Genomic DNA, 21,181 nt, shown 5'->3' on the forward strand with positions numbered 1-21,181 from the left:
GCAATTTTATTAGATTATTATATTTACATTTATTATTTATTGTCATTGGCATTTATTATTATTCATCATTTTAAGTGAAAAATAAAAAACAAAAAAAGTAAAAGGAAGTGATATTTTGCAGTTAGAAGTAGTAGCTATTGGAGGATACGAAGAAGTTGGAAGAAACATGACCGCTGTTAATGTAGATGGAGAAATAATAATATTTGATATGGGATTGAGACTTGACAGGGTCATGATACATGAAGACAGCGATGTTTCAAAAATGCACAGCTTGAATTTAATTGAAATGGGCGTAATTCCAGATGATACCGTAATGAAGAATATAGAAGGGGAAGTTAAAGCAATCGTGGTTTCTCATGGACACCTTGACCACATAGGAGCCATTACAAAGCTTGCTCATAGATATAATGCTCCTATTATCGGAACACCATATACATTAGAACTCGTAAAAAGAGAGATATTGAGTGAAAAAAAATTCGATGTAAGAAATCCACTGATAACATTAAATGCAAAAGAAACAATGGATTTAACTCCAAATCTATCATTGGAATTTATAAAAATAACACACAGTATTCCAGATGCTGTTCTTCCAGTTCTTCATACGCCATATGGTGCAATAGTTTATGGAAATGATTTTAAATTTGATAACATACCCATTGTGGGTGAGAAACCAGATTACAGGGCAATAAAAAAAGTTGGAAAGAAAGGCGTAATCTGTATGATTTCCGAAAGCACCAGGGTAGATTTTGAAGGAAAAACTCCATCAGAGGGTGTGGCGGCAAATTTTTTGAAAAATGATTTGTTGGGAACCGATAATGAAAATAACGGTGTTGTAGTTACGACTTTCTCATCCCATATTGCAAGGATAAAATCTATTACAGATATTGCCGAGAGAATGGGCAGAATACCCGTATTGATAGGAAGGTCTATGGCTAAATATTGTGGAATAGCAGAGGATATAGGTCTTGTAGAATTCCCGAAGAATACAAAAATAGCAGGAGACCCATCGTCTGTTGATAGGATACTCCATCAAATAATGAAAGAAGGGAAGGAAAATTACATGCTTGTGGTTACCGGACACCAAGGGGAAGAGGGAGCAGTTTTATCAAGAATGGCAACAAATAAAACTCCTTTTAGATTTGAAAGGCATGACCAGGTGGTATTTTCAGCAGATGTAATACCAAACCCAATGAATGCGGCACAGAGGTATATGTTAGAGGCTCGTTTGAGATTGATGGGTGTAAGGTTGTTCAAAGGAGCTCATGTTTCAGGGCACGCTGCTAAGGAAGACCACAGAGACATGATAAGATGGTTAAATCCTGAACATTTAATACCTTCTCATGGAGATTTCAATCTCACGGCAACCTATGCAAAGCTTGCAGAGGAAGAAGGATACAGGCTTGGAGAGGATGTGCATCTTCTAAGAAATGGGCAGAGTTTGAAATTTGAAAGAATTATTTAAAATATAAATTAAATAAAAATCATAATAAAAACAAAAAACTTAAAAAGAAGAACATTAATTATTAACTATAATCATTATAATTTATTATTTAAATTATTATAATTTTATTATACTTTACTTCTTTTGGTGGAATCATGGAAATATTCGATAAAGATTTACTGTCAAAAATAGAGGAAGAATTAAAAAAACATGTTGAAAAAGAGGATATACTATATGATGCCTCGAAACATCTTTTACTTGCTGGCGGTAAAAGAATAAGACCCTATTTAGCAACTTTAACATACATGTTGAAAAAAGACAATCTTGATGAGATATTACCTCCTGCTGCTGCCGTAGAATTAATTCATAATTATACCCTTATCCATGATGACATAATGGATAACGACGATGAGAGAAGGGGAAAACCAACTGTGCATGTTGAATATGGAGAACCAATAGCTATTCTTGCTGGTGATTTACTCTATGCAAAAGCCTTTGAAGCAATATCAAATATTGAAGACCCAAAAAAAGCCCATGAGGTTTTAAAGGTACTGTCAAAATCCTGCGTAGAGGTATGTGAAGGTCAGGCAATGGATATGGAATTTGAGGATAGGGATGATATAAGTTTAGATGACTACTTTGAAATGATTTCAAAGAAAACTGGGGCTTTAATCGTGGCACCTGTTGAAATTGGTGCAATAATGGCAGAATGCACAGAAGAGGAAAAAAATGCCTTGTGTGAATATGCTAAAAGAATAGGTATGACATTCCAAATACAGGATGATATTTTAGATTTAGTAGGGGATAATAAAAAGATAGGAAAGCCTGTGGGAAGCGATATAAAAGAGGGTAAAAAAACTGTTATCATAATACATGCTCTTAAAAATCTCCCAAGTGAGAAAAAGGAAAAACTATTAAAAGTTCTTGGAAATAGCAATGCCACAGATGAAGAGATTAAAGAGGCAATAGAGATATTGAGTGATTCCATAGATTATGCAAAAAATATTATGAAGAATGCCACAGAAGAGGCTAAGGCTTATTTAAAAATATTTGATGCCGAAAAAAGAAAAAGATTGGAAGCCATTGCTGATTTTATAATGGATAGGATTTATTAAGTTTTTTATGGCCTTTCACTGGTTTTATATTGCATTTTTTATTTTTTTAGTGGTTATTATATATGTCATTCTCCCAATACAAAGCATATAACAATATTGCTATGGGGTGTATTATATGCTCGGCACATATTCCAATGGCTTCTTCCCCCTTGTGGCAAAAATGGAGATACTGTAAGACTGTTAATAATGCCATTTTATTTATTTTTATAGATATTGATTAATTCCTTAATAGCATTCCATTTTTTGACAGAAGTAGGTTTAATTATGCCGTTTATTACATCATAGAATAGGATTTCATTTTTTATTAAAAACTGCATATACTTCATCTCTTCCTTTTTAACCTCTGTATAGTAGTTAATGTTTATTTTATCTTTGAATTTAGATAATATATTATATATTTCTCCCTCATCCAGTTCAGTTGTATCCATTAGATACTTTATTTTATCCTTTTCAATATTTATCCATTGTTTTATTGTCTCCTCCACAGATAATCCTAATTTTTTATTTTCAATTAAATCAACTATTTCATAAGGTAGGGAAATGTAATTTATGGCATAATTTATTTCTTCATTTGTAAATCCTTCTTTTTTTAAAATATCTCTTACACATCCTTTTCTTAACCAATCAATTAAATAATACTTAGAAGTATTTTCCAATGTGGAATTGCTATAAATCTCCTCAATAAATAAAGTATCAGAGGTTAAACAGATAACATGACAGAGATGTCTAACTTTTGTTAAATGAACAAATAGATTGAATAATTCATTTAGTAGAGATTTTCCTTCCTTCTCTCCATGATTGAAGTAAATATTTTTTAACTTTTGTAGTTCATCAATTATTAGAACTGGTTTTTTACCTTCTTTAACAACAGCCTCAATACCTTCATAAATTTTATCAAATACATTATTTAACTTTATGTTATTAAAATCAAAATTTTCTTCTATCCCAAATTTAAAGACTTTTAAGTTAAATTCAAATTTATTTGATAGATATTTTTTATCTGACTTTTCAAAAAATATCTCTAAAAATTCCTCATTTGTAGGAGTTGCATATCTTCTTAAATCGTAATAGAAAAATATGATATCGTCTCCTTTATTTAGTTCTTCTATAACTTTTAACATAACTGTTGATTTCCCCGATGATTTTGGACCATAGACGAATAATATGGAATTAGGCTCTAATTGGCAGTAGGTTTTTAGATAGTTTAGTTCCTTTTCTCTGTTGTAGAATTTCATAATTTATCACCAATAATGGTTTTATATTTTCTATATGTCCTTTTTATTATTTTGCCTGAAACCTTCTATTACGGTCAAGAAGAAAAACTATGAAATATTCCTATCTACTGATATATTTAAGGAGCTCCAATAAAGACGAGGTTCTCAAAAGATACTATCGATGTTAGATAAGGATGTTTCCATACCAAAATATGTGGTCATATGGATAATATAGGGGATACCATGTTTAAAGAAGTTAAATTTTGTTAAAATATCTTGAAAACTATAAAAAACTCAACCTATCGATAAATACGAAATTTTTAAAGATTATTAAGGGGACAGGTTATTATATATGTCATGCTCCCAATACAAAGCATCTAACAATATTGCGACGGGATACCCCATTGTTTCAGAATATTCGGATGCATGAATTATTATTTTATATGCTTCTTCTGGTGTTTTTGGACAGTAGTATGGAATTTCAGCGGTTTCAAGTAAATTTTTAGTCCATCTACCCATTGGAATTTGGGCAGGTATTTTTTCTTTTAATTCTCCCCTATGACTTATGATTATTAACATTGGTATTTGATATACCTTACATAGGGAACCTATTGCATTAATTGAGTTTCCAAGTCCTGAATTTTGCATTAATAGGCAGGTTTTTCTTCCAGCCAAGTGAGCTCCGGCACATATTCCGATGGCTTCTTCCTCCCTTGTGGCAGGAATATATGTAATTTGGCTATTATTTTTATTGTCGTTAATTAAATTTATAAGATTTTTCAAATTTGCACATGGAACTCCGACAACAAAATCTATTTTAGATTCTCTTATTGCATCATATACAGCTTTACTTGCTTTCATAGTTTGCCTCTTAATTTTACTTAAATATATCTCTCTTGTTTTTATTTTATTTTTATTAATTTTGCATTCCCTACTCTATATATTATTTTAAAATATTTGCTATTGTTAAAGAATCCGCCGTCGTATTTTCCTAAGTATTCAGAAATATATATGTATTTTATATTTTCATTTTTACATAACTCCACTATAAAAGTATAATTTTTATTATCAATGGCTGTTGTAATGTCATTCAATGATATATTGTTCCTTAATTTATCATGACCAGAGGAAAAATTATAATAGCTAAATACGGGCCTATTTTTTGCATATATGGGTAAAAACTGCCCCGCATCTTCACCGAAATTTAGTATCGTTTGATTTGTTATATCATATTTGTTCATATATTCAAAGATTTTTAAATCGTTTTGATGAATTATATATGTATTTTTTTGATAATTTGATAATATGGTATAATTTGTATAGGATGTATGTAATGAAAATATCAATACAAAAATTATAAACATTGGCTTTAAAAAATTATATTTTCTTTTTTTCTTTATTAACCTATATATGGCATACAATCCTGAACCGTAAAATATTGGCATAATTATTTGGATATGCATTGCCATTCTTGCACTATCGTATTGGTTACTGAAAAATGGAATATATATATGTATAAATTTTATATTTATAATATTTAATATCAACAAAAGCAATAATATAATAAACGGAGCTCCGTTATTTAATTGGTATTTATTTAAATTAATGTATTTAATCCTGTTTAAATTATACAATCCAACAATTAATAAAAAGGTAAATACAAGTGAAATTATAAATGTATTGCTATTATCTAAAATACCAGTTTTTGAGGAATTTGTCCAAATATATATGTAAAATATTCCCAATCCTGCCAATATATTATGGATTATTGTTAAAATAGGTTCAGGAGAAAAATTTGTAGATTTTCCATATGCTACAACGCTTTTAGCTATCTTTGGATATATCAACAAAACAGCCAAAAATATGGATAAAATATAGGAGCTCCAATATTTTATAATATCTTTATAATGTTTTGAATATAAATCGTAAATAGATACGGATGTTAAGAATAATGTTAATATTATCAATGGAAATGTATGAATATATACCAAAGATAATGTAACGAAGAATAATAAAAACAGGTATTTATTATCCTTTGTTATTCTATATTTTAATATAAAAAATATGTTTATAAGCATCAATGCATATCCAAGAGTATTTGGAAGCAATGTTCCAACAATTCTATAAACAACATTTGTCAATGGAAAAAACATAGCAATCCATATTCCTAACCCTTTTTTTATACCTTCACCAACTAAATAATAACCTAAAACAAAGAGAACCAGTATATAAAATTTCATAAATTGAATTGAATTTAATATATCACTTACTGATGATGATAACAAATATATCATAGAATGAAAACCAGATGGATAATTTACATAAAATTTATAGGGAACTTCACTGGTTTTATAAAATATTGTCTTTTCCTCGAGTATTTCCTTTGATTTATAAGAATGAAATTGAGTGTCTGTTGTATTTGCAGGATTTTGTGGAAATAAAATATATCCAATAAAAACAGCATATATGGTTATTATAGCAAGAATTGCATAAGATTTTTTTAATTTAATAAATTTAAAATTGAGTTTTTTATTTTTTAAGTGTATTAATAATAACACTAACAATGGAGCAATATATAAATATTTATATAACGGAATATTTAAAATAGATAGTATGTAGGATAAAACTACCACATAGGAAACTGTTAAAAATGGCGTTGTTAATACTTTTTCCTCATTATTCTGTGGATTTATAAGATAAATTAATATCAACAAAATTAAAAAATAAAATATATCCATACTTTCCCAATATTAAACATGCGTTAAACTATTACTATACTTTGTAGAAACATTATTTAATGCGTTTATAGTTCTATTTGCAGTTTTTCCAATATTCTCAGGATGAGTGTTTAAATAATTTGATATATAATAATAGGATGCAATAGTCGATACTAAAATAGAAGCAAATATTAATATTCCAATTTCCATTGAAACCTGCCCTTTTTTAGAAAAAAGTTTTTTAATTAACATAAAAAACACCAAAAAATAAAAAAAATAAAATTAAAGTGATTATATCTTACTAAGTTTATTTGCATAGTTTTGAGAAGCATTTCCCATAGCACCAACGGTTGTATTTGCTGCTCCTCCTGCTTTGGATGCACTATTTTTAACATTCGTTGCATAGTAGTATGCCGCAATAGCAGCAACAGCAACAGCAGCAGCAACTAATATTCCAATTTCCATTGAAACCTGCCCTTTTTTAGAAGTTAATTTTTTTAACAATTTCATTGCACCACCTTTTATATTTACAGTTAATAATGGCTATTTTTTATTATTTAAAACTTATGGTTTAAACCCATTATATTATTAAATAATAAAAAATAAAGATAAAACTTACAAAATAATCATTAAAAAAAATAAGTGGGGATACTGGGATTTGAACCCAGGTCCAGGGATTTCTCCTGCATCGGGATTTAGTCCAGGTCCATATAGGCACTTGGAGTCCCCGATGATAGGCCAGACTACACCATATCCCCAAAATATAAATAATATAACTACAATGCGATAAATATACAAATTAGAAAGTAATATATATACTTTTCGGAATTGATACCATGCATCTGATAAAAGTAGGTGGAAGTTTAACATATTTTGCAAAACCCCTTTTAAGTGAATTAAAAATTTTTAGCAATAGTGAAGAAAATAAAATAATTATAGTTCCTGGCGGTGGAGCATTTGCCAATGTTGTTAGGGATTTAAATGAAAAAGGCGGTTTAAGCAACAGGAGCTCACATAAACTTGCCACCATGTCCATGGATTTGACGGGTATTTATTTCTCCGAAATTTCCAATATAAAAACAGCGGATAATTTATACGAGGCAAAAAAGATATTGGAAGATGATAATATTGTTATATTACTTCCTTCAAAAATTGTATTATCAACTGATGAGCTCCCACATTCGTGGAATATTACCTCAGACTCAATAGCGGCTTATATTGCTAGACTTTTGAATTTAAATAGTGTTATAATAGCTACTGATGTAGATGGTATATATGATAACTATCCAGAAGGAAAACTATTAAATACTATAAATGCAAAATCCATTAAAGGTTTCACATCGGTTGATAGTTATTTACCAAAATTATTATTAAAACACAATATCGAATGTTTCGTGGTCAATGGAAAACATCCCAGTAGAATAATAAATATTTTAAAAAACAATAATGATATATATACCAAAATTACAATTGATAAAAAATAATTGGAACAATAACCTATAAAAACAATGGTGATAATATGAAATATAAATGCACATCATGTAATGCAGAGATAGCTCCAAGAGAGCATGCTACAAGATTTTTATGCCCAAATTGCGGAAAGGCAGAAATAGTAAGATGTGAAAAATGCAGAAAATTGAGCAACCCTTATAAATGTCCAGTTTGTGGATATGAGGGACCTTAAATTAATTATTTTTATTAAATAATTTTTAAATAATGAAAGGTGTATATATGGCGAAAGTTATAGCAAAATTAAAAATAATGCCTGTAAGTCCAGAAGTGGATAAAGAAAGTTTAAAAGAAAAAGTAAAAGAAACCGTAGAAAAAATGGATACAATATGTAGAAATGTATCTGATGAACCACTGGCATTTGGTTTGTATGCAATATATGTCCTTGTAGAGATGGAGGAAAGAGAAGGTGGAACAGAGCCTGTTGAAAATGCACTGGCTGAATTGGAAGAGGTAGAAAGTGTAGATGCCGTAGAGGTTTCACTAGTTTAATTTCTAATTTTTATTCTTTTATTAATTATTTTATGATGATTAGATGGTATATTCATAATATACATTATGATAGCATGATAAACTATATAAACAAGTTTAAGCAAATGAAAGAAGTTGTCAAATGTATTGAAGATAGTGGATACTCTATTTATATTCATCATAAAGATAAACCTATTTTGGAAGTTGGGACTAAAAAATCCAATTATATAGTAAAAAACACAGTCGGTGATGTGAAAATTCATTATATAAACACCACTATATTAATAGCAAAATTAGGCATTGAGCTATTGAAGTCATAACCATGATGATTTTAAAAATAGAAACTTAGGTTAAAAATCCGTTGGAATTTTATAACCAAAGAAAAAGAAAAAAGGTGAATAAAGATGAGCAAATTAGGTTATAAGGTAGAAGCAGACCCAAACAAAACCGCAAGAGCCATGGGAAGGGCTTTAAGAATTTCAAGAAAGCATGCAATTGAAATTTGCAGAGAAATAAATGGCATGAAGCTAAATGATGCTATTGCATACTTGAATAGGGTAATTGAGTTAAAACAAGTAGTTCCATTCAAAAGACATGGAAAAGACGTTCCGCATAAAAAGGGAAAATACGGCTGGACAGCAGGAAGATTCCCACAAAAAGCATCAAGTGAAATATTGAAAGTTCTCGATAATGCAAAGAAAAATGCAGAATACAAAGGGTTAAACACTGAGAAATTGAGAATAAAACACATCTCTTCAAACAAAGGATTTACAATAAAGAGATACATGCCAAGGGCATTTGGTAGGGCATCACCTAAATTCCAAGAAACAGTTCATATTCAGGTAATATTAGAGGAATTCCATTAAGAAATAGAAATGAAAAATAAAAAGAAATAAAAAAGAAATTAAAAAAAGAAAATAAAGAAAAATTAAAAAAGGTATGTTAGGTGAAAATAATGATTGAAAGAGCATTTGTAAAAGAAAATGTTGTAGAAACATTAGTTGATGAATATCTTAAAAGCAAATTGCCAAGAGCAGGATACAGTCACATGGATATAAAAAAGACACCAGTAGGAACAAGAATAACAGTATTCGCTGAAAAACCAGGTTTTGTAATTGGAAGAAAAGGTAGAATGGTAAAAGAATTAACAGAGACCATAGCAAAGGAATACGGCGTAGAAAACCCACAAATTGAAGTTAAACAAATCGAAAACTCTGATTTAGACCCAGAAGTTGTAGCTCAGAAAATAGCATCATCCCTCGAAAGAGGAATGCATTTCAGAAGAGTTGCTCACTCAGCAGTTAGGAGAGTTATGGGAGCTGGTGCGAAAGGTGTCGTTGTAATTATCTCAGGAAAATTAACTGGGGAAAGGTCAAGAACAGAAAAATTCATGGACGGATACATGAAACACTGTGGAGAACCATCAGAAGTTCTTGTTAAAAAAGCACACAAACTTGCAAAATTAAAACTTGGAATAATCGGAGTCACTGTAAAAATCATGCCACCAGAAATTGTATTGCCAGATGAAATTGTTATAAGAGAAGGTGTTGGAGAAGTTAAAGAAGTAAGTGAAGTGTTAGAAGAATAAATTATTAGATTTTGAAGGTGATAAAAATGGCTATATTAAAAGCTAGTGAGATAAGAGAAATGACTATTTCTGAAATGAATGAGAAATTAGCTGAATTAAAAAAAGAACTCATGAAAGAAAATGCAAACAAAGCCACAGGAGGCTCTCCGTCAAATCCTGGTAAAATCAAAGAGATAAAAAGAACAATTGCAAGAATATATACAATAATGAATGAAAAGAAAGGAGAAGCTGAGGCATAATTAATTAAAGTAATTACAAAAATAAGTATATTAAATTTAACAAAAATTATAAATATGGTCGCCTAACAAATTATCATTAGAGATTTAATTACCATATTCTTAAAAGAATAAGAAATATTTAAACCAAGAGGTGCAGTAATGCCTGAAATTTGTCCAAGATGTGGGCTACCAAAAGAATTGTGTGTATGTGAAGAAATTGCAAAGGAAGAACAAAAAATAAAAATATATGTTGCAAAAAGAAGGTTTGGAAAATTAATGACCGTAATTGAAGGATTCGATACAAATTTAATTGACATTAAAGACCTTGCAAAGAAATTAAAGGATATATGCGCCTGTGGGGGAACTGTGAAAAAAGATTCTATTGAATTACAAGGGGACCACAGGAGAAAAGTCGAAGAAGCTCTGATAAAGATGGGATTCTCAAAGGATACTATCGATGTTAGATAAGGATGAGCTCCGTGTTGATGATAATCTTTATATATGACATAACCATTATATCATTGAAGTGATGCAATTATATAATTATATTTTATTATACTCTAAGATGTTATAAAAATTATAAAATCAAGGAATAAGGATGCCTGTTGGCACACCCTTATGTCCTTATGGGTCGGGGGACACCCAAATGATAACTCCACAAAACATATTGAGACATGAATTGATTGGATTAAATGTTGAGATTGTAAAATCTTCAAATTTATTCCTGGTTGGAATAAAAGGCAGGGTTGTTGATGAAACAAGAAACACTCTCGTCATTGAAAGATTTGACAATGGCAAAGAGGTAAGAATTCCAAAGGATGTTGCAGTATTTAGATTTGAATTAAATGACAAATCTGTTGATGTTATGGGAAGCCTTTTAATCGGAAGACCAGAGGATAGATTGAAGAGAAAAATAAAAACCATTTATCCATACTAATTCATTATCTATTTTAAAGTCCCCAAAGTGAATTGTTGCTATTATCAAAAAGTATTATATACTTAATTAGTATTTACTTTGAATCTTTAATGTGGTATATGCCACTTAAAGTAAAAAAATATTTGGGAGGTATTATTATGAGAAATATAGGAATTGATGTGAAATCTCCTGAAAACACATGTAATGATAATGACTGTCCATTCCATGGCAATTTGCCAGTAAGAGGACAGATATTTGAAGGTATTGTGGTAAGTGATAAAGGACACAATACCGTTGTAATTAAAAGGGAGATTGTAAAATATATACCAAAATATGAGAGATATGAAAAGAGAACGGCTACAATGGTTGCTCACAATCCATCATGCATAGATGCAAAAGTTGGAGACAAAGTAAAAATTGCAGAGTGCAGACCTATAAGTAAAACTAAGTCATTTGTAGTTATTGAAAAAACAGAACTTACAGAATAAGGTGATTTCATGAAGGGATTTGGTTCAAAAGTAATAAGGGCTCTTCCAAATGGAGCTAGGCTGGTTTGTGCTGATAACACCGGGGCAAAAGAACTTGAAGTAATTGCAGTTAAAAACTACAAGGGTGTTACTAGAAGACTGCCTGCTGGTGGAGTAGGGAGCATGGTCTTTGTTTCTGTTAAGAAAGGAACTCCTGAAATGAGAAAACAAGTATTGCCTGCTATCATCATAAGACAGAAAAAGGAATACAGAAGACCAGATGGTTCAAGGGTTAAATTTGAAGATAACGCTGCGGTAATTGTAACCCCTGACGGAAACCCAAAAGGTTCAGAAATCAAAGGACCTGTTGCAAAAGAAGCAGCTGAAAGATGGCCTGGTGTATCAAGACTGGCTAAGATAATTCACTAATGTATAAATATTAATATTATAAAATAAAAGGTGAATAAAATGGTTTTGACAAACTCAAAACAGCCAAGGAAACAAAGAAAAGCACTTTACAATGCTCCGCTCCATTTGAGAAATAGATTGATGTCTGCAATGCTCTCAAAGGAGTTAAAGGAAAAATACAATAAAAATGCACTTCCTGTTAGAAAAGGAGATGTTGTGAAGATATTAAGAGGAAGCTTCAAAAATATAGAAGGCGAAGTATCAAAAGTCGATTACAAATCTTACAAAATATATGTAGAAGGAGCAGTAAATAGAAAACAGGATGGAAAAGAATCTCCATATCCAATTCATCCGTCAAATGTCATGATTGTTAAATTGGATGACTCAGACGAAAGGAGATTTAAATTTTTAAAAAATGAATAACTGAGGTGCGAATATGGCAAGTAAGGGACCTAAAAGACATCTAAAAAGATTACCCGCTCCAACAAATTGGCAACTTCCAAGAAAAGTTAAGAAATTTACTACAAGACCTTTGCCAGGACCACATTCAATGGAAAACTCATTGCCATTATTGTTGATTGTTAGGGATATTTTAGGCTATGCAGACAATGCAAGAGAAGCTAAAAAAATCATTAAAATGGGTAAAATATTAGTTGATGGTGTAAAAAGAAAAGAACACAGATATCCAACAGGTTTAATGGATGTAATTTCCATACCTGATACAAATGAGAACTTTTTAGTATTGCTTGATGAAAAAGGTAGAATCACGTTGAAGAAAACAGATAAAAATGATGTAAAATTATGCAAAATTAAAAACAAAACCGTAATCAAAGGCGGACACATCCAGTTAAACCTTCATGATGGTAGAAACCAGATTGTGAAGGTTTCAGACGCTACAAAGGCAGAAGAGGATATCTATAAAACTGGAGACTGCGTTCTCATCTCAATCCCTGAGCAAGAAATAGTAGGTCATGTCCAGTTTGGTGAAGGAAAATTGGCATATATTACTGGTGGAAAACACGCAGGAGATTTTGCAAAAATAATTGAGATAGAAAAGAGAAAATTGTATCCTGACATTATTACCCTTGAAACAAAAGATGGAGAACAGTTTAAAACTATTAAAGACTACGTATTTGTAGTAGGCGATGAAGAGCCTGTTTTATCATCATTGAAGGCACTATAAAGAGTAAATCATCACTTAAAGATGAGAATATAATTATAAATTTGAATAAATAAACATGGTGGAAAAATGACATTCCAAGAAACATGGGAAAAACAGCCTATGAGAAAACCTAGGATAGAAAAGGTTACCATCAACATGGGTGTAGGCGAAAGTGGAGATAGGTTGCTCACTGGTGCAAAAGTTATAGAAGAAATCACTGGTCAAAAGCCTGTAAGAACACTGGCTAAACAAACTAACCCTGCATTTGGTATCAGAAAAAAACTCCCAATTGGATTAAAAGTCACATTGAGAGGGAAGAAAGCAGAAGAATTCTTAAAAAATGCATTCATAGCATTTAAAGCATCAGGGAAAACATTATACTCCTATTCATTCGATAAAAGAGGAAACTTTTCCTTTGGTATTCCAGAACATATCGACTTCCCTGGTCAAAAATATGAGCCAGATGTCGGAATCTATGGAATGGATGTATGTGTAACCTTTGAAAAACCAGGATATAGAGTTAAAAGAAGAAAGGCAAAAAAGAATAACCTTCCAGAAAGACACCAAGTTAAAAAAGATGAAGCTATTGAATACATAAAATTGAATTTCGGCGTTGATGTGGTGGAAGAAGAATAAGAATAATGGAAAAATTATTTAATTTGAGATATAAAAAGTCATATTCCCAGGAGGTTAAAAAATGGCAAAAGCACCATATAAGAAAAAATATGGGTATGGTTCTAAGGTATGCAAAAGATGTGGAAGAAAAGGACCTGGAATCATTAGAAAATACGGATTGAACTTATGCAGACAGTGTTTTAGAGAATTAGCACCAAAATTAGGATTTAAAAAGTATGATTAAGGATAAGGATTAAGGAGGTATCAACATGAGTCTAATGGACCCACTTGCGAATGCATTGAACCATCTATCCAACTGTGAAAGAGTGGGAAAGAATGTGGCATACATAAAGCCCGCCTCAAAACTCATAGGAAGAGTATTGAAAGTTATGCAGGATAAAGGATACATAGGAAACTTTGAATACATAGAAGATGGTAAGGCAGGAATTTATAAGGTAGAATTAACAGGGCATATAAACAAATGTGGAGCAGTTAAGCCAAGATATGCTGTTAAAAAGAATGAATTTGAAAAATTTGAAAAAAGATATTTACCTGCAAAAGGTTTCGGTTTGTTAATTGTGAGTACACCAAAAGGATTAATGACTCATGATGAAGCAAAGGAGCAGGGATTAGGTGGAAGATTAATTTCATACATATACTAATTTAAATTATATTTAAACACGAATTAAATGGAGGTATGGTTATGCCAGTTGCCGCTGTAATGAGGGAAGAGATAGAAATACCTGATAATGTTTCTGTTGAGATAAATGGCAACGAAGTTGTTGTCAAATCCGGTGGAAAAGAACTTAAAAGAACACTCTCTTTCCCAAATGTAAGCATTAAAAAAGAAGATGATAAAACAGTAGTTATTGAAAGTTTATATCCGAGAAAAAAACAGGCAGCAATTATTGGAACATTTGCATCCCATATCAACAACATGATAAAGGGTGTAAGTGAAGGATTTGAATATAAATTAAAAATAAGATATGCTCACTTCCCTATGAAAATTAGTGTTAAGGGTAATGAAGTAATCATAGACAACTTTTTAGGGGAAAAATACCCTAGAAAAGCAAAAATCATGGAAGGAGTTAATGTCAAAGTGAGCGGTGAGGATATTATAGTTAGCGGGATTGATAAGGAAAAAACAGGACAGACCGCCGCAAACATTGAACAGGCAACAAGAGTTAAGGGAAGAGATACCAGGGTATTCCAGGATGGTATCTATATTGTAGAAAAAGCAGGGAAAGTGTTATAAGGTGGTTTCATGAGTAAAAAAAGGTTATTGAGATTAAAACTCAAAATGAAACAAAAGAAACCTGACTTCAAAAGACAGGACTGGTTCAAATGTAAAAGAATAGGCACAAGCTGGAGAAGACCAAAAGGATTACACAGTGGAATGAGAAAGCAGTTGAAACAAAGACCAGCTATTGTCAAAATAGGATACAGAACTCCTGCTCTTGTAAGAGGATTGCACCCATCAGGTTTAGAGGATGTTCTCATCCACAATGTAAAAGAATTAGAGGCATTAAATCCTGAAACACAGGGAGCTAGAGTAGCTTCAACTGTTGGTAAAAGGAAAAGAGTAGAAATTGTAAAAAGAGCTAATGAATTAGGCATTAGATTATTAAATATTTCCAAAGAGAAACAGGAAGAACTTTTAAACATTACCAATAAAGTTTCAGAAGTGGAAACGGAATAAAATAATTAATTTTATTACATTTATTTATATTAAGGTGATATAATGGATATATCAACCCAGAGGAGAATTGCCGCAGATGTGCTGGACTGTGGTATTGATAGAGTATGGATTGACCCTGAAAATTTGGATAAGGTCAAAATGGCTATTACCAAAGATGATATCAGGATGTTAATCAAAGATGGAATTATTGTAAAAAAACAGAAAAAAGGAATAAGCAAAGCTAGAACACAAAAATTAAAAGAACAGAAAAGAAAAGGTAAAAGAAAAGGTCCTGGTTCAAGAAGAGGGGCAAAAGGTGCTAGAACACCTAAGAAAAGGAAATGGATAAACACCATAAGACCTTTGAGAAGAATGTTGAAGGAGCTTAGGGAAGGGGAAGCAATTGAAAGAAGCACATACAGAAAATTATATAGAATGGCAAAAGGTGGAGCATTCAGAAGTAAAAACCACATGAAAATGTATATGAAAGACCACGGACTTCTTGCTGAATAAATTAAAATCTTTTTAGATTTTGGTGCTGGAAACTTAGGCTTTGCTCTCAAATTCCATTTACTTAAAATATATAAGGAGGTATAAGCATGGCACATAGTGCTAAATATAGAGTCCCTTTCAGAAGAAGAAGGGAAGGAAAAACGAATTATAGATTAAGATTGAAATTGCTGTTATCAAAAAAACCAAGATTGGTTGCTAGAAAATCTTTAAATAACATGATAGCTCAGCTCGTGGCTTATGATGAGAAGGGAGATAAAATATTAGTTTCAGCTCATTCAAGAGAGCTCGTAAAAATGGGATACAAAGGACACTGCGGAAACATACCTGCTGCATACTTAACTGGACTTTTATTGGGTAAAAAGGCACTTAAAGAAGGTTATGATGAAGCAGTTCTTGATTTAGGATTGCAGAGTGCTACAAAAGGAGCTGCTGTTTTTGCCATATTGAAGGGTGCAGTTGATGCAGGAATGAATATACCACACAGCGAGGACATTCTCCCAGAAGATGAGAGAGTTAATGGTTCTCATGTAAAAGAATATGCTGAGCTCTTAAAAGAAGAAGATGAAGAAAAATACAAAAAACAGTTTTCAAAGTATTTAGAGAAAGGATTGAATCCTGAAGATTTGCCAGAACACTTTGAAGAAATAAAGGAGAAGGTTCTCAGTTTATAATAGTGAGAGAAATATAAAGGTGAAATCATGGCAGCTGAAAAAAGATTTAATGTAGAAGCCTGGGAACCTAAAACCCAGGTAGGAAAAATGGTGAAAGAGGGAACCATTACTGATATTGACTATATTTTAGACAATGGTCTTCCCTTGTTGGAGCCTGAAATTGTAGATGCATTACTTCCAGACATCACCGAACAGGTTTTAGATGTTTCGCTTGTTCAGAGAATGCACAAATCAGGAAGAAGAGCAAGATTTAGAGCTACCGTTGCAGTAGGAAACAAAAACGGTTATGTTGGCGTAGGAATGGGTAAAGCAAAAGAAGTTGGACCTGCAATTAGAAAAGCTATTGCTCATGCAAAATTATCATTAATTAGAATAAGATTGGGATGCGGTTCATGGGAATGTGGTTGTGGAACACCTCATTCAATTCCATTCACTTCAAAGGGTTCCTGTGCAAGTGTAAAAATTGAGTTATTACCTGCACCAAGAGGAGTAGGTTTAGTTGCAGGGGATGTTGCAAAGGCAGTATTGGGTCTTGCAGGTATAAAGGACATCTGGACAAAAACATTTGGAGACACAAGAACAACATACAACTTTGCAGTAGCTACATTTGATGCACTTAAAAACTTGAACTTTGTTAGATATTTACCAGAACACAAGAAAACACTTGGAATTAACGAAGGTAAAGCATTGTAATTGAGTATATGAGTATATAGAAAAATAATATATATTCTACTTAAATTTTTAATAATATAGGTGATGAAACATGGCTTACGCAGTTGTAAGGGTTAGAGGTAGCGTAGGTGTCAGAGGAGACATTGCAGATACCCTTAAAATGTTAAGATTACATAGGGTAAATCACTGTGTAATAGTTCCAAACACCGAAACATATAAAGGTATGTTGAATAAAGCAAAGGACTACATTACCTACGGTGAAATAGATAAAGACACCCTTGTAAAATTGATATTGAAAAGAGGAAGATTGCCAGGAAATAAAAGATTAAACGAAGAAAAAGTTAAAGAATTGATGGAATTATCAGTTGAAGAATTAGCTGAAAAAATCGTAAATGAAGAAATCCTCTTAAAAAACACCCCGTTGAAACCAGTATTCAGACTCCATCCTCCAAGAAAGGGATACGACAAAGCAGGTATCAAAAAACCTTTCTCAGTAGGCGGAGCTCTGGGATACAGAGGAGCTGAGATAAACACATTATTGGAGAAAATGATGTAAGCAATTACATTTAAGGTGATTGGATGATAAGAAAAAGTAAAAAAATCACAAAGTTAAGAGGTAGCAGAACCTGTGGATATGGTGCAGCTAAAAAGCACAGAGGAGCAGGTCATAGAGGAGGTAGAGGTTTGGCAGGAGGTCATAAACACAAATGGCTTCACATTGTCAAATACATGCCAGACCACTTTGGAAAATATGGATTCAAAAGACATCCAAGATTGGTTAAAAAATTAAATACCATTAACTTGGGAGACATTGATGAATTAGTATCCAAAAATAAGGATGCATTTGAAGTTGAAGACGGAAAAATTGTTGTTGATGTAACAGCATTTGAATATGAAAAAGTTCTTGGAAAGGGTAAATTATCCTGCCCAATGATTATAAAAGCAGTAGAATTCTCAGAAGGAGCAAAAGAAAAAATAGAATCTGCTGGTGGAGAGTTTGTTGAATTATAATTCAATTAAAACAAATCTTTTGATTATATTATTGCTCTTTCTTATTTTTAATAAATACGACGATGTTAGTCTAAATACTACTTCTAAAAATAGTTTCAATGTATTTGAATGTAATAATATTTTTTTAATTAATATTCTTATTTTTTACAGTTTTTTATTTTTATTATTGTTTTAGAATGTAGGATATATGTATTAAATATAGGATAAGGATACAACATAATGTTAATTTTATTTTTTATCTATTTATTTAATAATATATCCTCTCTATAAACCTATTAAATGATGAAAAATCACTAAGTGATTTTATAATATTAAAAAATATACGGTGATACCTTGGAGGAATTTCTTCATAAAATAAGGCCTATACTCGAATATATTCCAGAAGTGAAGAGACCTGAACGGGACATAACATTTAAAGAAAAGTTGAAATGGACGGGAATTGTTCTTGTTTTATATTTTATCATGGGGACAATTGATGTATATACAGGGGGAGCTCAGGTCCCACCAGTATTTGAATTCTGGCAAACTGTAACTGCGTCTAAAATGGGGTCATTAATCACCTTAGGTATTGGACCCATTGTTACAGCTGGAATTATCATGCAGCTTTTAGTTGGGTCTGAAATTATAAAATTGGATTTATCCAATCCAAACAACAGGGCAATGTTTCAAGGACTTCAAAAACTATTTGCAATATTTATGTGTTTCTTAGAGGCTATAATGTTTGTTGGTGCAGGAGCCTTTGGTCCGTTATCACCTACTATAATGCTAACCTTAATTCTCCAATTGGCAATTGGAGCTATACTCTTAATATACCTTGATGAGATAGTTTCAAGGTATGGTATAGGTTCAGGCATTGGTCTCTTCATTGCCGCAGGTGTTTCCCAGACGATATTTGTGGGAGCATTAGGTCCAAAGGGATATCTTTGGGAATTCTTCAATGCCATAGTGCAGGGTTCATTGGGAACAGCATTTAAATTTATACTGCCAATATTGGGAACAATATTGGTATTCTTTATAGTAGTATATGCTGAGAGTATGCGAGTGGAAATTCCACTGGCACATGGAAGAGTAAGAGGTGCAGTGGGTAAATACCCTATAAAGTTCATATATGTGACAAACCTTCCCGTTATATTGTCAGCTGCATTATTTGCAAATATTCAATTATGGGGTATGTTCCTTGAAAAGATGGGATTTCCAATTTTGGGGCATTATGTAAATGGTAGAGCAGTAGATGGTTTGGCATATTATTTCTCTACACCATATGGATTAACAAGTGTGTTATCTGACCCATTGCATGCCCTATTTTACACAATAATGATGATGTTATCCTGTATAGTTTTCGGTATATTCTGGGTCGAAACATCAGGTCTTGATGCAAAATCCATGGCAAAGAGGCTTGGAAGTCTCGATATGGCAATTAAAGGATTTAGAAAAAGTACAAAATCCATAGAACAGAGGTTAAGAAGATATATTAAACCTATTACTGTGATGAGCTCAGCATTCGTTGGGCTACTTGCAGCAGGTGCTGATTTCACAGGAGCTCTCGGTGGAGGAACAGGGGTTTTGCTTACAGTTTCCATAGTTTATAGGATGTATGAGCAGCTTGTTCAAGAGCAAATTTCAGATTTACACCCAGCACTTGCAAAGTTAATTAAAAAATAAAAATAAAAAACTAAATAATAGAATAAAATTTAATTTTTTATATTAATCTTTTATTTATTGTTATTTAACCACTGTATTGAATAAAACTGCCAATACTCCAAAAAATATAGATATACTCCACAATATGAAGGCAATATTGTATTCTTTCATAGGTTTTTTCTTTAATATGATTCTAGGGAGTGATAGATATCCACCAACAACATGGAGCTTTCCATCTTCTCCCAATATTGTGGGTTTATGGTCTTCCCTCTTAGTTATGCCAGCTGAATAATACTTTAAAGAGGCATCAATGATATAGGGCATCATGATAATAACAAATTCTGGAATTATGTTCCTCCATACTGCTATCGTAGCTAAAAACGCTCCAATGGGGAGGGTTCCAACATCTCCTGGAAATACCTTTGCAGGATACTTATTAAGCATAAAAAATCCAAAATATGATGCTAAAAATATCATGGTAATCTCAAAACCATAATAATCCCCATTTAACAGTAGGATAATTCCTAAAAAAAACGCCGAGATTATGCCCAAACCTATTTCCAATCCATTGAATCCAGCCAGCATATTCGTTAAATTTGAGGATATTGATATACCTAAAATAAGGAGTATTATCTTAAATATATCAAAACCAAATAATAAATATCCTATGGGAATGCCAATTAATCCAAGTAATATGAGCTTTTTATAGGGAGATAATTTGTATAAATCATCATATACGCCTATAAGTCCAGATATAAACAAAACCGATGATATCAAAGGATTGAAGATAAATATTACCAAAGCACTCAATGATACGGGAACAATTCCTCCCATTTCAGGCACTTTGGTTTTTTCTCTCTTGTGTAAATCAATGCCGTATTTGTAATTAATCATCTTGGTTATAAAAATCCTTGTAAGAATGTATGAGGATATAAAACATAATAAACATAAAACTAAAAAGTAAATATTTAAATGATGTTCAAGCATTTTTTCACCTTTAAGTAAATATATTAAGTAATAATATTTAAATTAAGATAAAATAAGAGTATTCTAACCCTCTGCAATGAATAAATATCATGGTAGTATGCTGCAATTATAAATTATAATGTATATTAAATTTCATAAACTATTTATAAATATATTATTTTAATAGG

Annotated in this window: 33 protein-coding genes and 1 tRNA gene; 26 read left to right on the plus strand and 8 right to left on the minus strand. The window is 31.6% G+C overall.

Annotated elements, in window-relative coordinates; genetic code table 11:
* Nucleotides 1–115 precede the first annotated feature (115 nt).
* Nucleotides 116–1,462: an RNase J family beta-CASP ribonuclease gene (locus tag F7B34_RS00430; RefSeq protein WP_292459420.1), complete on the plus strand. Its 1,347-nt coding sequence runs from the start codon at nucleotides 116–118 to the stop codon at nucleotides 1,460–1,462.
* 134 nt (nucleotides 1,463–1,596) lie between these two features.
* Nucleotides 1,597–2,556, plus strand: coding sequence for a polyprenyl synthetase family protein (locus F7B34_RS00435; protein ID WP_292459422.1), 960 nt, complete (start codon nucleotides 1,597–1,599; stop codon nucleotides 2,554–2,556).
* 46 nt (nucleotides 2,557–2,602) lie between these two features.
* On the opposite strand, the gene F7B34_RS00440 is transcribed toward F7B34_RS00435, so the two are convergent.
* The 7 genes from F7B34_RS00440 to F7B34_RS00470 all read right to left on the minus strand — a co-directional run bounded on the left by F7B34_RS00440 (nucleotide 2,603) and on the right by F7B34_RS00470 (nucleotide 7,245).
* Nucleotides 2,603–2,749 carry a hypothetical protein gene (locus F7B34_RS00440; protein ID WP_292459424.1) on the minus strand — a complete coding sequence of 49 codons (147 nt, stop codon included), beginning with the start codon at nucleotides 2,747–2,749 and terminating at the stop codon, nucleotides 2,603–2,605.
* Between the two features lies 1 nt (nucleotide 2,750).
* Nucleotides 2,751–3,791 carry an ATP-binding protein gene (locus F7B34_RS00445; RefSeq protein ID WP_292459426.1) on the minus strand — a complete coding sequence of 347 codons (1,041 nt, stop codon included), beginning with the start codon at nucleotides 3,789–3,791 and terminating at the stop codon, nucleotides 2,751–2,753.
* 309 nt (nucleotides 3,792–4,100) lie between these two features.
* A complete protein-coding gene (comD, locus tag F7B34_RS00450; RefSeq protein WP_292459427.1) occupies nucleotides 4,101–4,631 on the minus strand; it encodes a sulfopyruvate decarboxylase subunit alpha in 531 nt (176 codons plus the stop codon).
* A 41-nt stretch (nucleotides 4,632–4,672) separates the two neighbouring features.
* On the minus strand, nucleotides 4,673–6,508 hold the full coding sequence (locus F7B34_RS00455; protein WP_292459429.1) for a DUF6541 family protein: 1,836 nt from the start codon (nucleotides 6,506–6,508) through the stop codon (nucleotides 4,673–4,675).
* A gap of 12 nt (nucleotides 6,509–6,520) precedes the next feature.
* A complete protein-coding gene (locus F7B34_RS00460) occupies nucleotides 6,521–6,739 on the minus strand; it encodes a class III signal peptide-containing protein (RefSeq protein WP_292459432.1) in 219 nt (72 codons plus the stop codon).
* 39 nt (nucleotides 6,740–6,778) lie between these two features.
* A complete protein-coding gene (locus F7B34_RS00465) occupies nucleotides 6,779–6,997 on the minus strand; it encodes a class III signal peptide-containing protein (protein WP_292459434.1) in 219 nt (72 codons plus the stop codon).
* A 133-nt stretch (nucleotides 6,998–7,130) separates the two neighbouring features.
* A tRNA-Trp gene (locus F7B34_RS00470) sits at nucleotides 7,131–7,245 on the minus strand.
* A gap of 78 nt (nucleotides 7,246–7,323) precedes the next feature.
* Here F7B34_RS00470 and mfnE point away from each other — a divergent pair.
* The 24 genes from mfnE (at nucleotide 7,324) to secY (ending at nucleotide 20,048) form a co-directional block, all read left to right on the plus strand.
* Nucleotides 7,324–7,971 (plus strand): [5-(aminomethyl)furan-3-yl]methyl phosphate kinase, encoded by a 648-nt coding sequence (mfnE, locus tag F7B34_RS00475; RefSeq protein ID WP_292459435.1) that lies wholly within the window; start codon nucleotides 7,324–7,326, stop codon nucleotides 7,969–7,971.
* A gap of 35 nt (nucleotides 7,972–8,006) precedes the next feature.
* Nucleotides 8,007–8,171, plus strand: a complete 165-nt coding sequence (locus F7B34_RS00480; protein WP_292459436.1) for a zinc finger domain-containing protein — start codon at nucleotides 8,007–8,009, stop codon at nucleotides 8,169–8,171.
* Nucleotides 8,172–8,218: 47 nt separating this feature from the next.
* On the plus strand, nucleotides 8,219–8,488 hold the full coding sequence (locus F7B34_RS00485) for an elongation factor 1-beta (protein WP_292459437.1): 270 nt from the start codon (nucleotides 8,219–8,221) through the stop codon (nucleotides 8,486–8,488).
* Between the two features lie 74 nt (nucleotides 8,489–8,562).
* Nucleotides 8,563–8,787, plus strand: a complete 225-nt coding sequence (locus F7B34_RS00490) for a hypothetical protein (RefSeq protein WP_292459438.1) — start codon at nucleotides 8,563–8,565, stop codon at nucleotides 8,785–8,787.
* Nucleotides 8,788–8,871: 84 nt separating this feature from the next.
* Complete coding sequence (locus tag F7B34_RS00495; protein WP_292459439.1) at nucleotides 8,872–9,333, plus strand: 50S ribosomal protein L22; 462 nt, start codon at nucleotides 8,872–8,874, stop codon at nucleotides 9,331–9,333.
* An 89-nt stretch (nucleotides 9,334–9,422) separates the two neighbouring features.
* Nucleotides 9,423–10,055, plus strand: coding sequence for a 30S ribosomal protein S3 (locus F7B34_RS00500; protein ID WP_292459440.1), 633 nt, complete (start codon nucleotides 9,423–9,425; stop codon nucleotides 10,053–10,055).
* Nucleotides 10,056–10,081: 26 nt separating this feature from the next.
* On the plus strand, nucleotides 10,082–10,294 hold the full coding sequence (rpmC, locus tag F7B34_RS00505) for a 50S ribosomal protein L29 (RefSeq protein ID WP_292459441.1): 213 nt from the start codon (nucleotides 10,082–10,084) through the stop codon (nucleotides 10,292–10,294).
* 138 nt (nucleotides 10,295–10,432) lie between these two features.
* Nucleotides 10,433–10,741, plus strand: a complete 309-nt coding sequence (gene yciH, locus F7B34_RS00510; protein WP_292459443.1) for a stress response translation initiation inhibitor YciH — start codon at nucleotides 10,433–10,435, stop codon at nucleotides 10,739–10,741.
* A gap of 178 nt (nucleotides 10,742–10,919) precedes the next feature.
* Nucleotides 10,920–11,210, plus strand: a complete 291-nt coding sequence (gene rnp1, locus F7B34_RS00515) for a ribonuclease P protein component 1 (protein ID WP_292459444.1) — start codon at nucleotides 10,920–10,922, stop codon at nucleotides 11,208–11,210.
* Nucleotides 11,211–11,347: 137 nt separating this feature from the next.
* The gene (locus F7B34_RS00520) at nucleotides 11,348–11,677 is read left to right on the plus strand and encodes a 30S ribosomal protein S17 (protein ID WP_292459447.1); all 330 of its coding nucleotides are present in this window, start codon (nucleotides 11,348–11,350) and stop codon (nucleotides 11,675–11,677) included.
* A gap of 9 nt (nucleotides 11,678–11,686) precedes the next feature.
* The gene (locus F7B34_RS00525; protein WP_013866938.1) at nucleotides 11,687–12,085 is read left to right on the plus strand and encodes a 50S ribosomal protein L14; all 399 of its coding nucleotides are present in this window, start codon (nucleotides 11,687–11,689) and stop codon (nucleotides 12,083–12,085) included.
* A gap of 39 nt (nucleotides 12,086–12,124) precedes the next feature.
* Complete coding sequence (gene rplX, locus F7B34_RS00530; RefSeq protein WP_292459449.1) at nucleotides 12,125–12,487, plus strand: 50S ribosomal protein L24; 363 nt, start codon at nucleotides 12,125–12,127, stop codon at nucleotides 12,485–12,487.
* A 13-nt stretch (nucleotides 12,488–12,500) separates the two neighbouring features.
* Nucleotides 12,501–13,247 (plus strand): 30S ribosomal protein S4e, encoded by a 747-nt coding sequence (locus F7B34_RS00535; protein ID WP_292459450.1) that lies wholly within the window; start codon nucleotides 12,501–12,503, stop codon nucleotides 13,245–13,247.
* A gap of 66 nt (nucleotides 13,248–13,313) precedes the next feature.
* The gene (locus F7B34_RS00540; protein ID WP_292459451.1) at nucleotides 13,314–13,862 is read left to right on the plus strand and encodes a 50S ribosomal protein L5; all 549 of its coding nucleotides are present in this window, start codon (nucleotides 13,314–13,316) and stop codon (nucleotides 13,860–13,862) included.
* Between the two features lie 61 nt (nucleotides 13,863–13,923).
* Complete coding sequence (locus tag F7B34_RS00545) at nucleotides 13,924–14,085, plus strand: 30S ribosomal protein S14 (RefSeq protein WP_292459452.1); 162 nt, start codon at nucleotides 13,924–13,926, stop codon at nucleotides 14,083–14,085.
* 25 nt (nucleotides 14,086–14,110) lie between these two features.
* Nucleotides 14,111–14,503 carry a 30S ribosomal protein S8 gene (locus F7B34_RS00550; RefSeq protein ID WP_292459453.1) on the plus strand — a complete coding sequence of 131 codons (393 nt, stop codon included), beginning with the start codon at nucleotides 14,111–14,113 and terminating at the stop codon, nucleotides 14,501–14,503.
* Nucleotides 14,504–14,544: 41 nt separating this feature from the next.
* Complete coding sequence (locus F7B34_RS00555) at nucleotides 14,545–15,096, plus strand: 50S ribosomal protein L6 (protein ID WP_292459454.1); 552 nt, start codon at nucleotides 14,545–14,547, stop codon at nucleotides 15,094–15,096.
* Nucleotides 15,097–15,105: 9 nt separating this feature from the next.
* Entirely contained in the window at nucleotides 15,106–15,540 is a 435-nt protein-coding gene (locus F7B34_RS00560; protein WP_292459455.1) for a 50S ribosomal protein L32e, read from the plus strand.
* 42 nt (nucleotides 15,541–15,582) lie between these two features.
* The gene (locus tag F7B34_RS00565; RefSeq protein WP_292459456.1) at nucleotides 15,583–16,032 is read left to right on the plus strand and encodes a 50S ribosomal protein L19e; all 450 of its coding nucleotides are present in this window, start codon (nucleotides 15,583–15,585) and stop codon (nucleotides 16,030–16,032) included.
* Between the two features lie 86 nt (nucleotides 16,033–16,118).
* Complete coding sequence (locus tag F7B34_RS00570; protein WP_292459457.1) at nucleotides 16,119–16,703, plus strand: 50S ribosomal protein L18; 585 nt, start codon at nucleotides 16,119–16,121, stop codon at nucleotides 16,701–16,703.
* 27 nt (nucleotides 16,704–16,730) lie between these two features.
* Complete coding sequence (locus F7B34_RS00575) at nucleotides 16,731–17,396, plus strand: 30S ribosomal protein S5 (RefSeq protein WP_292459458.1); 666 nt, start codon at nucleotides 16,731–16,733, stop codon at nucleotides 17,394–17,396.
* 70 nt (nucleotides 17,397–17,466) lie between these two features.
* The gene (locus F7B34_RS00580; RefSeq protein WP_292459459.1) at nucleotides 17,467–17,931 is read left to right on the plus strand and encodes a 50S ribosomal protein L30; all 465 of its coding nucleotides are present in this window, start codon (nucleotides 17,467–17,469) and stop codon (nucleotides 17,929–17,931) included.
* A 23-nt stretch (nucleotides 17,932–17,954) separates the two neighbouring features.
* The gene (locus tag F7B34_RS00585; protein WP_292459460.1) at nucleotides 17,955–18,386 is read left to right on the plus strand and encodes an uL15 family ribosomal protein; all 432 of its coding nucleotides are present in this window, start codon (nucleotides 17,955–17,957) and stop codon (nucleotides 18,384–18,386) included.
* 333 nt (nucleotides 18,387–18,719) lie between these two features.
* Nucleotides 18,720–20,048, plus strand: coding sequence for a preprotein translocase subunit SecY (gene secY, locus F7B34_RS00590; RefSeq protein WP_292459461.1), 1,329 nt, complete (start codon nucleotides 18,720–18,722; stop codon nucleotides 20,046–20,048).
* A gap of 60 nt (nucleotides 20,049–20,108) precedes the next feature.
* Here the strand turns inward: secY and F7B34_RS00595 are convergent, their stop codons facing one another.
* On the minus strand, nucleotides 20,109–21,014 hold the full coding sequence (locus tag F7B34_RS00595) for a glycosyltransferase 4 family protein (protein WP_292459462.1): 906 nt from the start codon (nucleotides 21,012–21,014) through the stop codon (nucleotides 20,109–20,111).
* Between the last annotated feature and the right edge of the window lie 167 nt (nucleotides 21,015–21,181).

Origin of the sequence: Methanothermococcus sp. (genome assembly GCF_015523155.1) — an archaeon.
Taxonomy (GTDB): domain Archaea; phylum AGJL01; class Methanococci; order Methanococcales; family Methanococcaceae; genus Methanofervidicoccus.

Coding starts and splice junctions, on each gene's coding strand:
- F7B34_RS00570 (WP_292459457.1), top strand. CDS start 16,119: ATGGCACATAGTGCTAAATATAGAGTCCCTTTCAGAAGAAGAAGGGAA.
- F7B34_RS00525 (WP_013866938.1), top strand. CDS start 11,687: ATGAAGGGATTTGGTTCAAAAGTAATAAGGGCTCTTCCAAATGGAGCT.
- F7B34_RS00520 (WP_292459447.1), top strand. CDS start 11,348: ATGAGAAATATAGGAATTGATGTGAAATCTCCTGAAAACACATGTAAT.
- F7B34_RS00455 (WP_292459429.1), bottom strand. CDS start 6,508: ATGGATATATTTTATTTTTTAATTTTGTTGATATTAATTTATCTTATA.
- F7B34_RS00575 (WP_292459458.1), top strand. CDS start 16,731: ATGGCAGCTGAAAAAAGATTTAATGTAGAAGCCTGGGAACCTAAAACC.
- F7B34_RS00440 (WP_292459424.1), bottom strand. CDS start 2,749: ATGGCATTATTAACAGTCTTACAGTATCTCCATTTTTGCCACAAGGGG.
- F7B34_RS00490 (WP_292459438.1), top strand. CDS start 8,563: ATGATAAACTATATAAACAAGTTTAAGCAAATGAAAGAAGTTGTCAAA.
- F7B34_RS00560 (WP_292459455.1), top strand. CDS start 15,106: ATGAGTAAAAAAAGGTTATTGAGATTAAAACTCAAAATGAAACAAAAG.
- F7B34_RS00435 (WP_292459422.1), top strand. CDS start 1,597: ATGGAAATATTCGATAAAGATTTACTGTCAAAAATAGAGGAAGAATTA.
- F7B34_RS00500 (WP_292459440.1), top strand. CDS start 9,423: ATGATTGAAAGAGCATTTGTAAAAGAAAATGTTGTAGAAACATTAGTT.
- F7B34_RS00595 (WP_292459462.1), bottom strand. CDS start 21,014: ATGCTTGAACATCATTTAAATATTTACTTTTTAGTTTTATGTTTATTA.
- rpmC (WP_292459441.1), top strand. CDS start 10,082: ATGGCTATATTAAAAGCTAGTGAGATAAGAGAAATGACTATTTCTGAA.
- F7B34_RS00535 (WP_292459450.1), top strand. CDS start 12,501: ATGGCAAGTAAGGGACCTAAAAGACATCTAAAAAGATTACCCGCTCCA.
- F7B34_RS00585 (WP_292459460.1), top strand. CDS start 17,955: ATGATAAGAAAAAGTAAAAAAATCACAAAGTTAAGAGGTAGCAGAACC.
- rplX (WP_292459449.1), top strand. CDS start 12,125: ATGGTTTTGACAAACTCAAAACAGCCAAGGAAACAAAGAAAAGCACTT.
- mfnE (WP_292459435.1), top strand. CDS start 7,324: ATGCATCTGATAAAAGTAGGTGGAAGTTTAACATATTTTGCAAAACCC.
- F7B34_RS00545 (WP_292459452.1), top strand. CDS start 13,924: ATGGCAAAAGCACCATATAAGAAAAAATATGGGTATGGTTCTAAGGTA.
- F7B34_RS00550 (WP_292459453.1), top strand. CDS start 14,111: ATGAGTCTAATGGACCCACTTGCGAATGCATTGAACCATCTATCCAAC.
- yciH (WP_292459443.1), top strand. CDS start 10,433: ATGCCTGAAATTTGTCCAAGATGTGGGCTACCAAAAGAATTGTGTGTA.
- F7B34_RS00565 (WP_292459456.1), top strand. CDS start 15,583: ATGGATATATCAACCCAGAGGAGAATTGCCGCAGATGTGCTGGACTGT.
- F7B34_RS00485 (WP_292459437.1), top strand. CDS start 8,219: ATGGCGAAAGTTATAGCAAAATTAAAAATAATGCCTGTAAGTCCAGAA.
- F7B34_RS00465 (WP_292459434.1), bottom strand. CDS start 6,997: ATGAAATTGTTAAAAAAATTAACTTCTAAAAAAGGGCAGGTTTCAATG.
- F7B34_RS00460 (WP_292459432.1), bottom strand. CDS start 6,739: ATGTTAATTAAAAAACTTTTTTCTAAAAAAGGGCAGGTTTCAATGGAA.
- rnp1 (WP_292459444.1), top strand. CDS start 10,920: ATGATAACTCCACAAAACATATTGAGACATGAATTGATTGGATTAAAT.
- F7B34_RS00495 (WP_292459439.1), top strand. CDS start 8,872: ATGAGCAAATTAGGTTATAAGGTAGAAGCAGACCCAAACAAAACCGCA.
- F7B34_RS00540 (WP_292459451.1), top strand. CDS start 13,314: ATGACATTCCAAGAAACATGGGAAAAACAGCCTATGAGAAAACCTAGG.
- F7B34_RS00555 (WP_292459454.1), top strand. CDS start 14,545: ATGCCAGTTGCCGCTGTAATGAGGGAAGAGATAGAAATACCTGATAAT.
- F7B34_RS00445 (WP_292459426.1), bottom strand. CDS start 3,791: ATGAAATTCTACAACAGAGAAAAGGAACTAAACTATCTAAAAACCTAC.
- comD (WP_292459427.1), bottom strand. CDS start 4,631: ATGAAAGCAAGTAAAGCTGTATATGATGCAATAAGAGAATCTAAAATA.
- F7B34_RS00580 (WP_292459459.1), top strand. CDS start 17,467: ATGGCTTACGCAGTTGTAAGGGTTAGAGGTAGCGTAGGTGTCAGAGGA.
- F7B34_RS00480 (WP_292459436.1), top strand. CDS start 8,007: ATGAAATATAAATGCACATCATGTAATGCAGAGATAGCTCCAAGAGAG.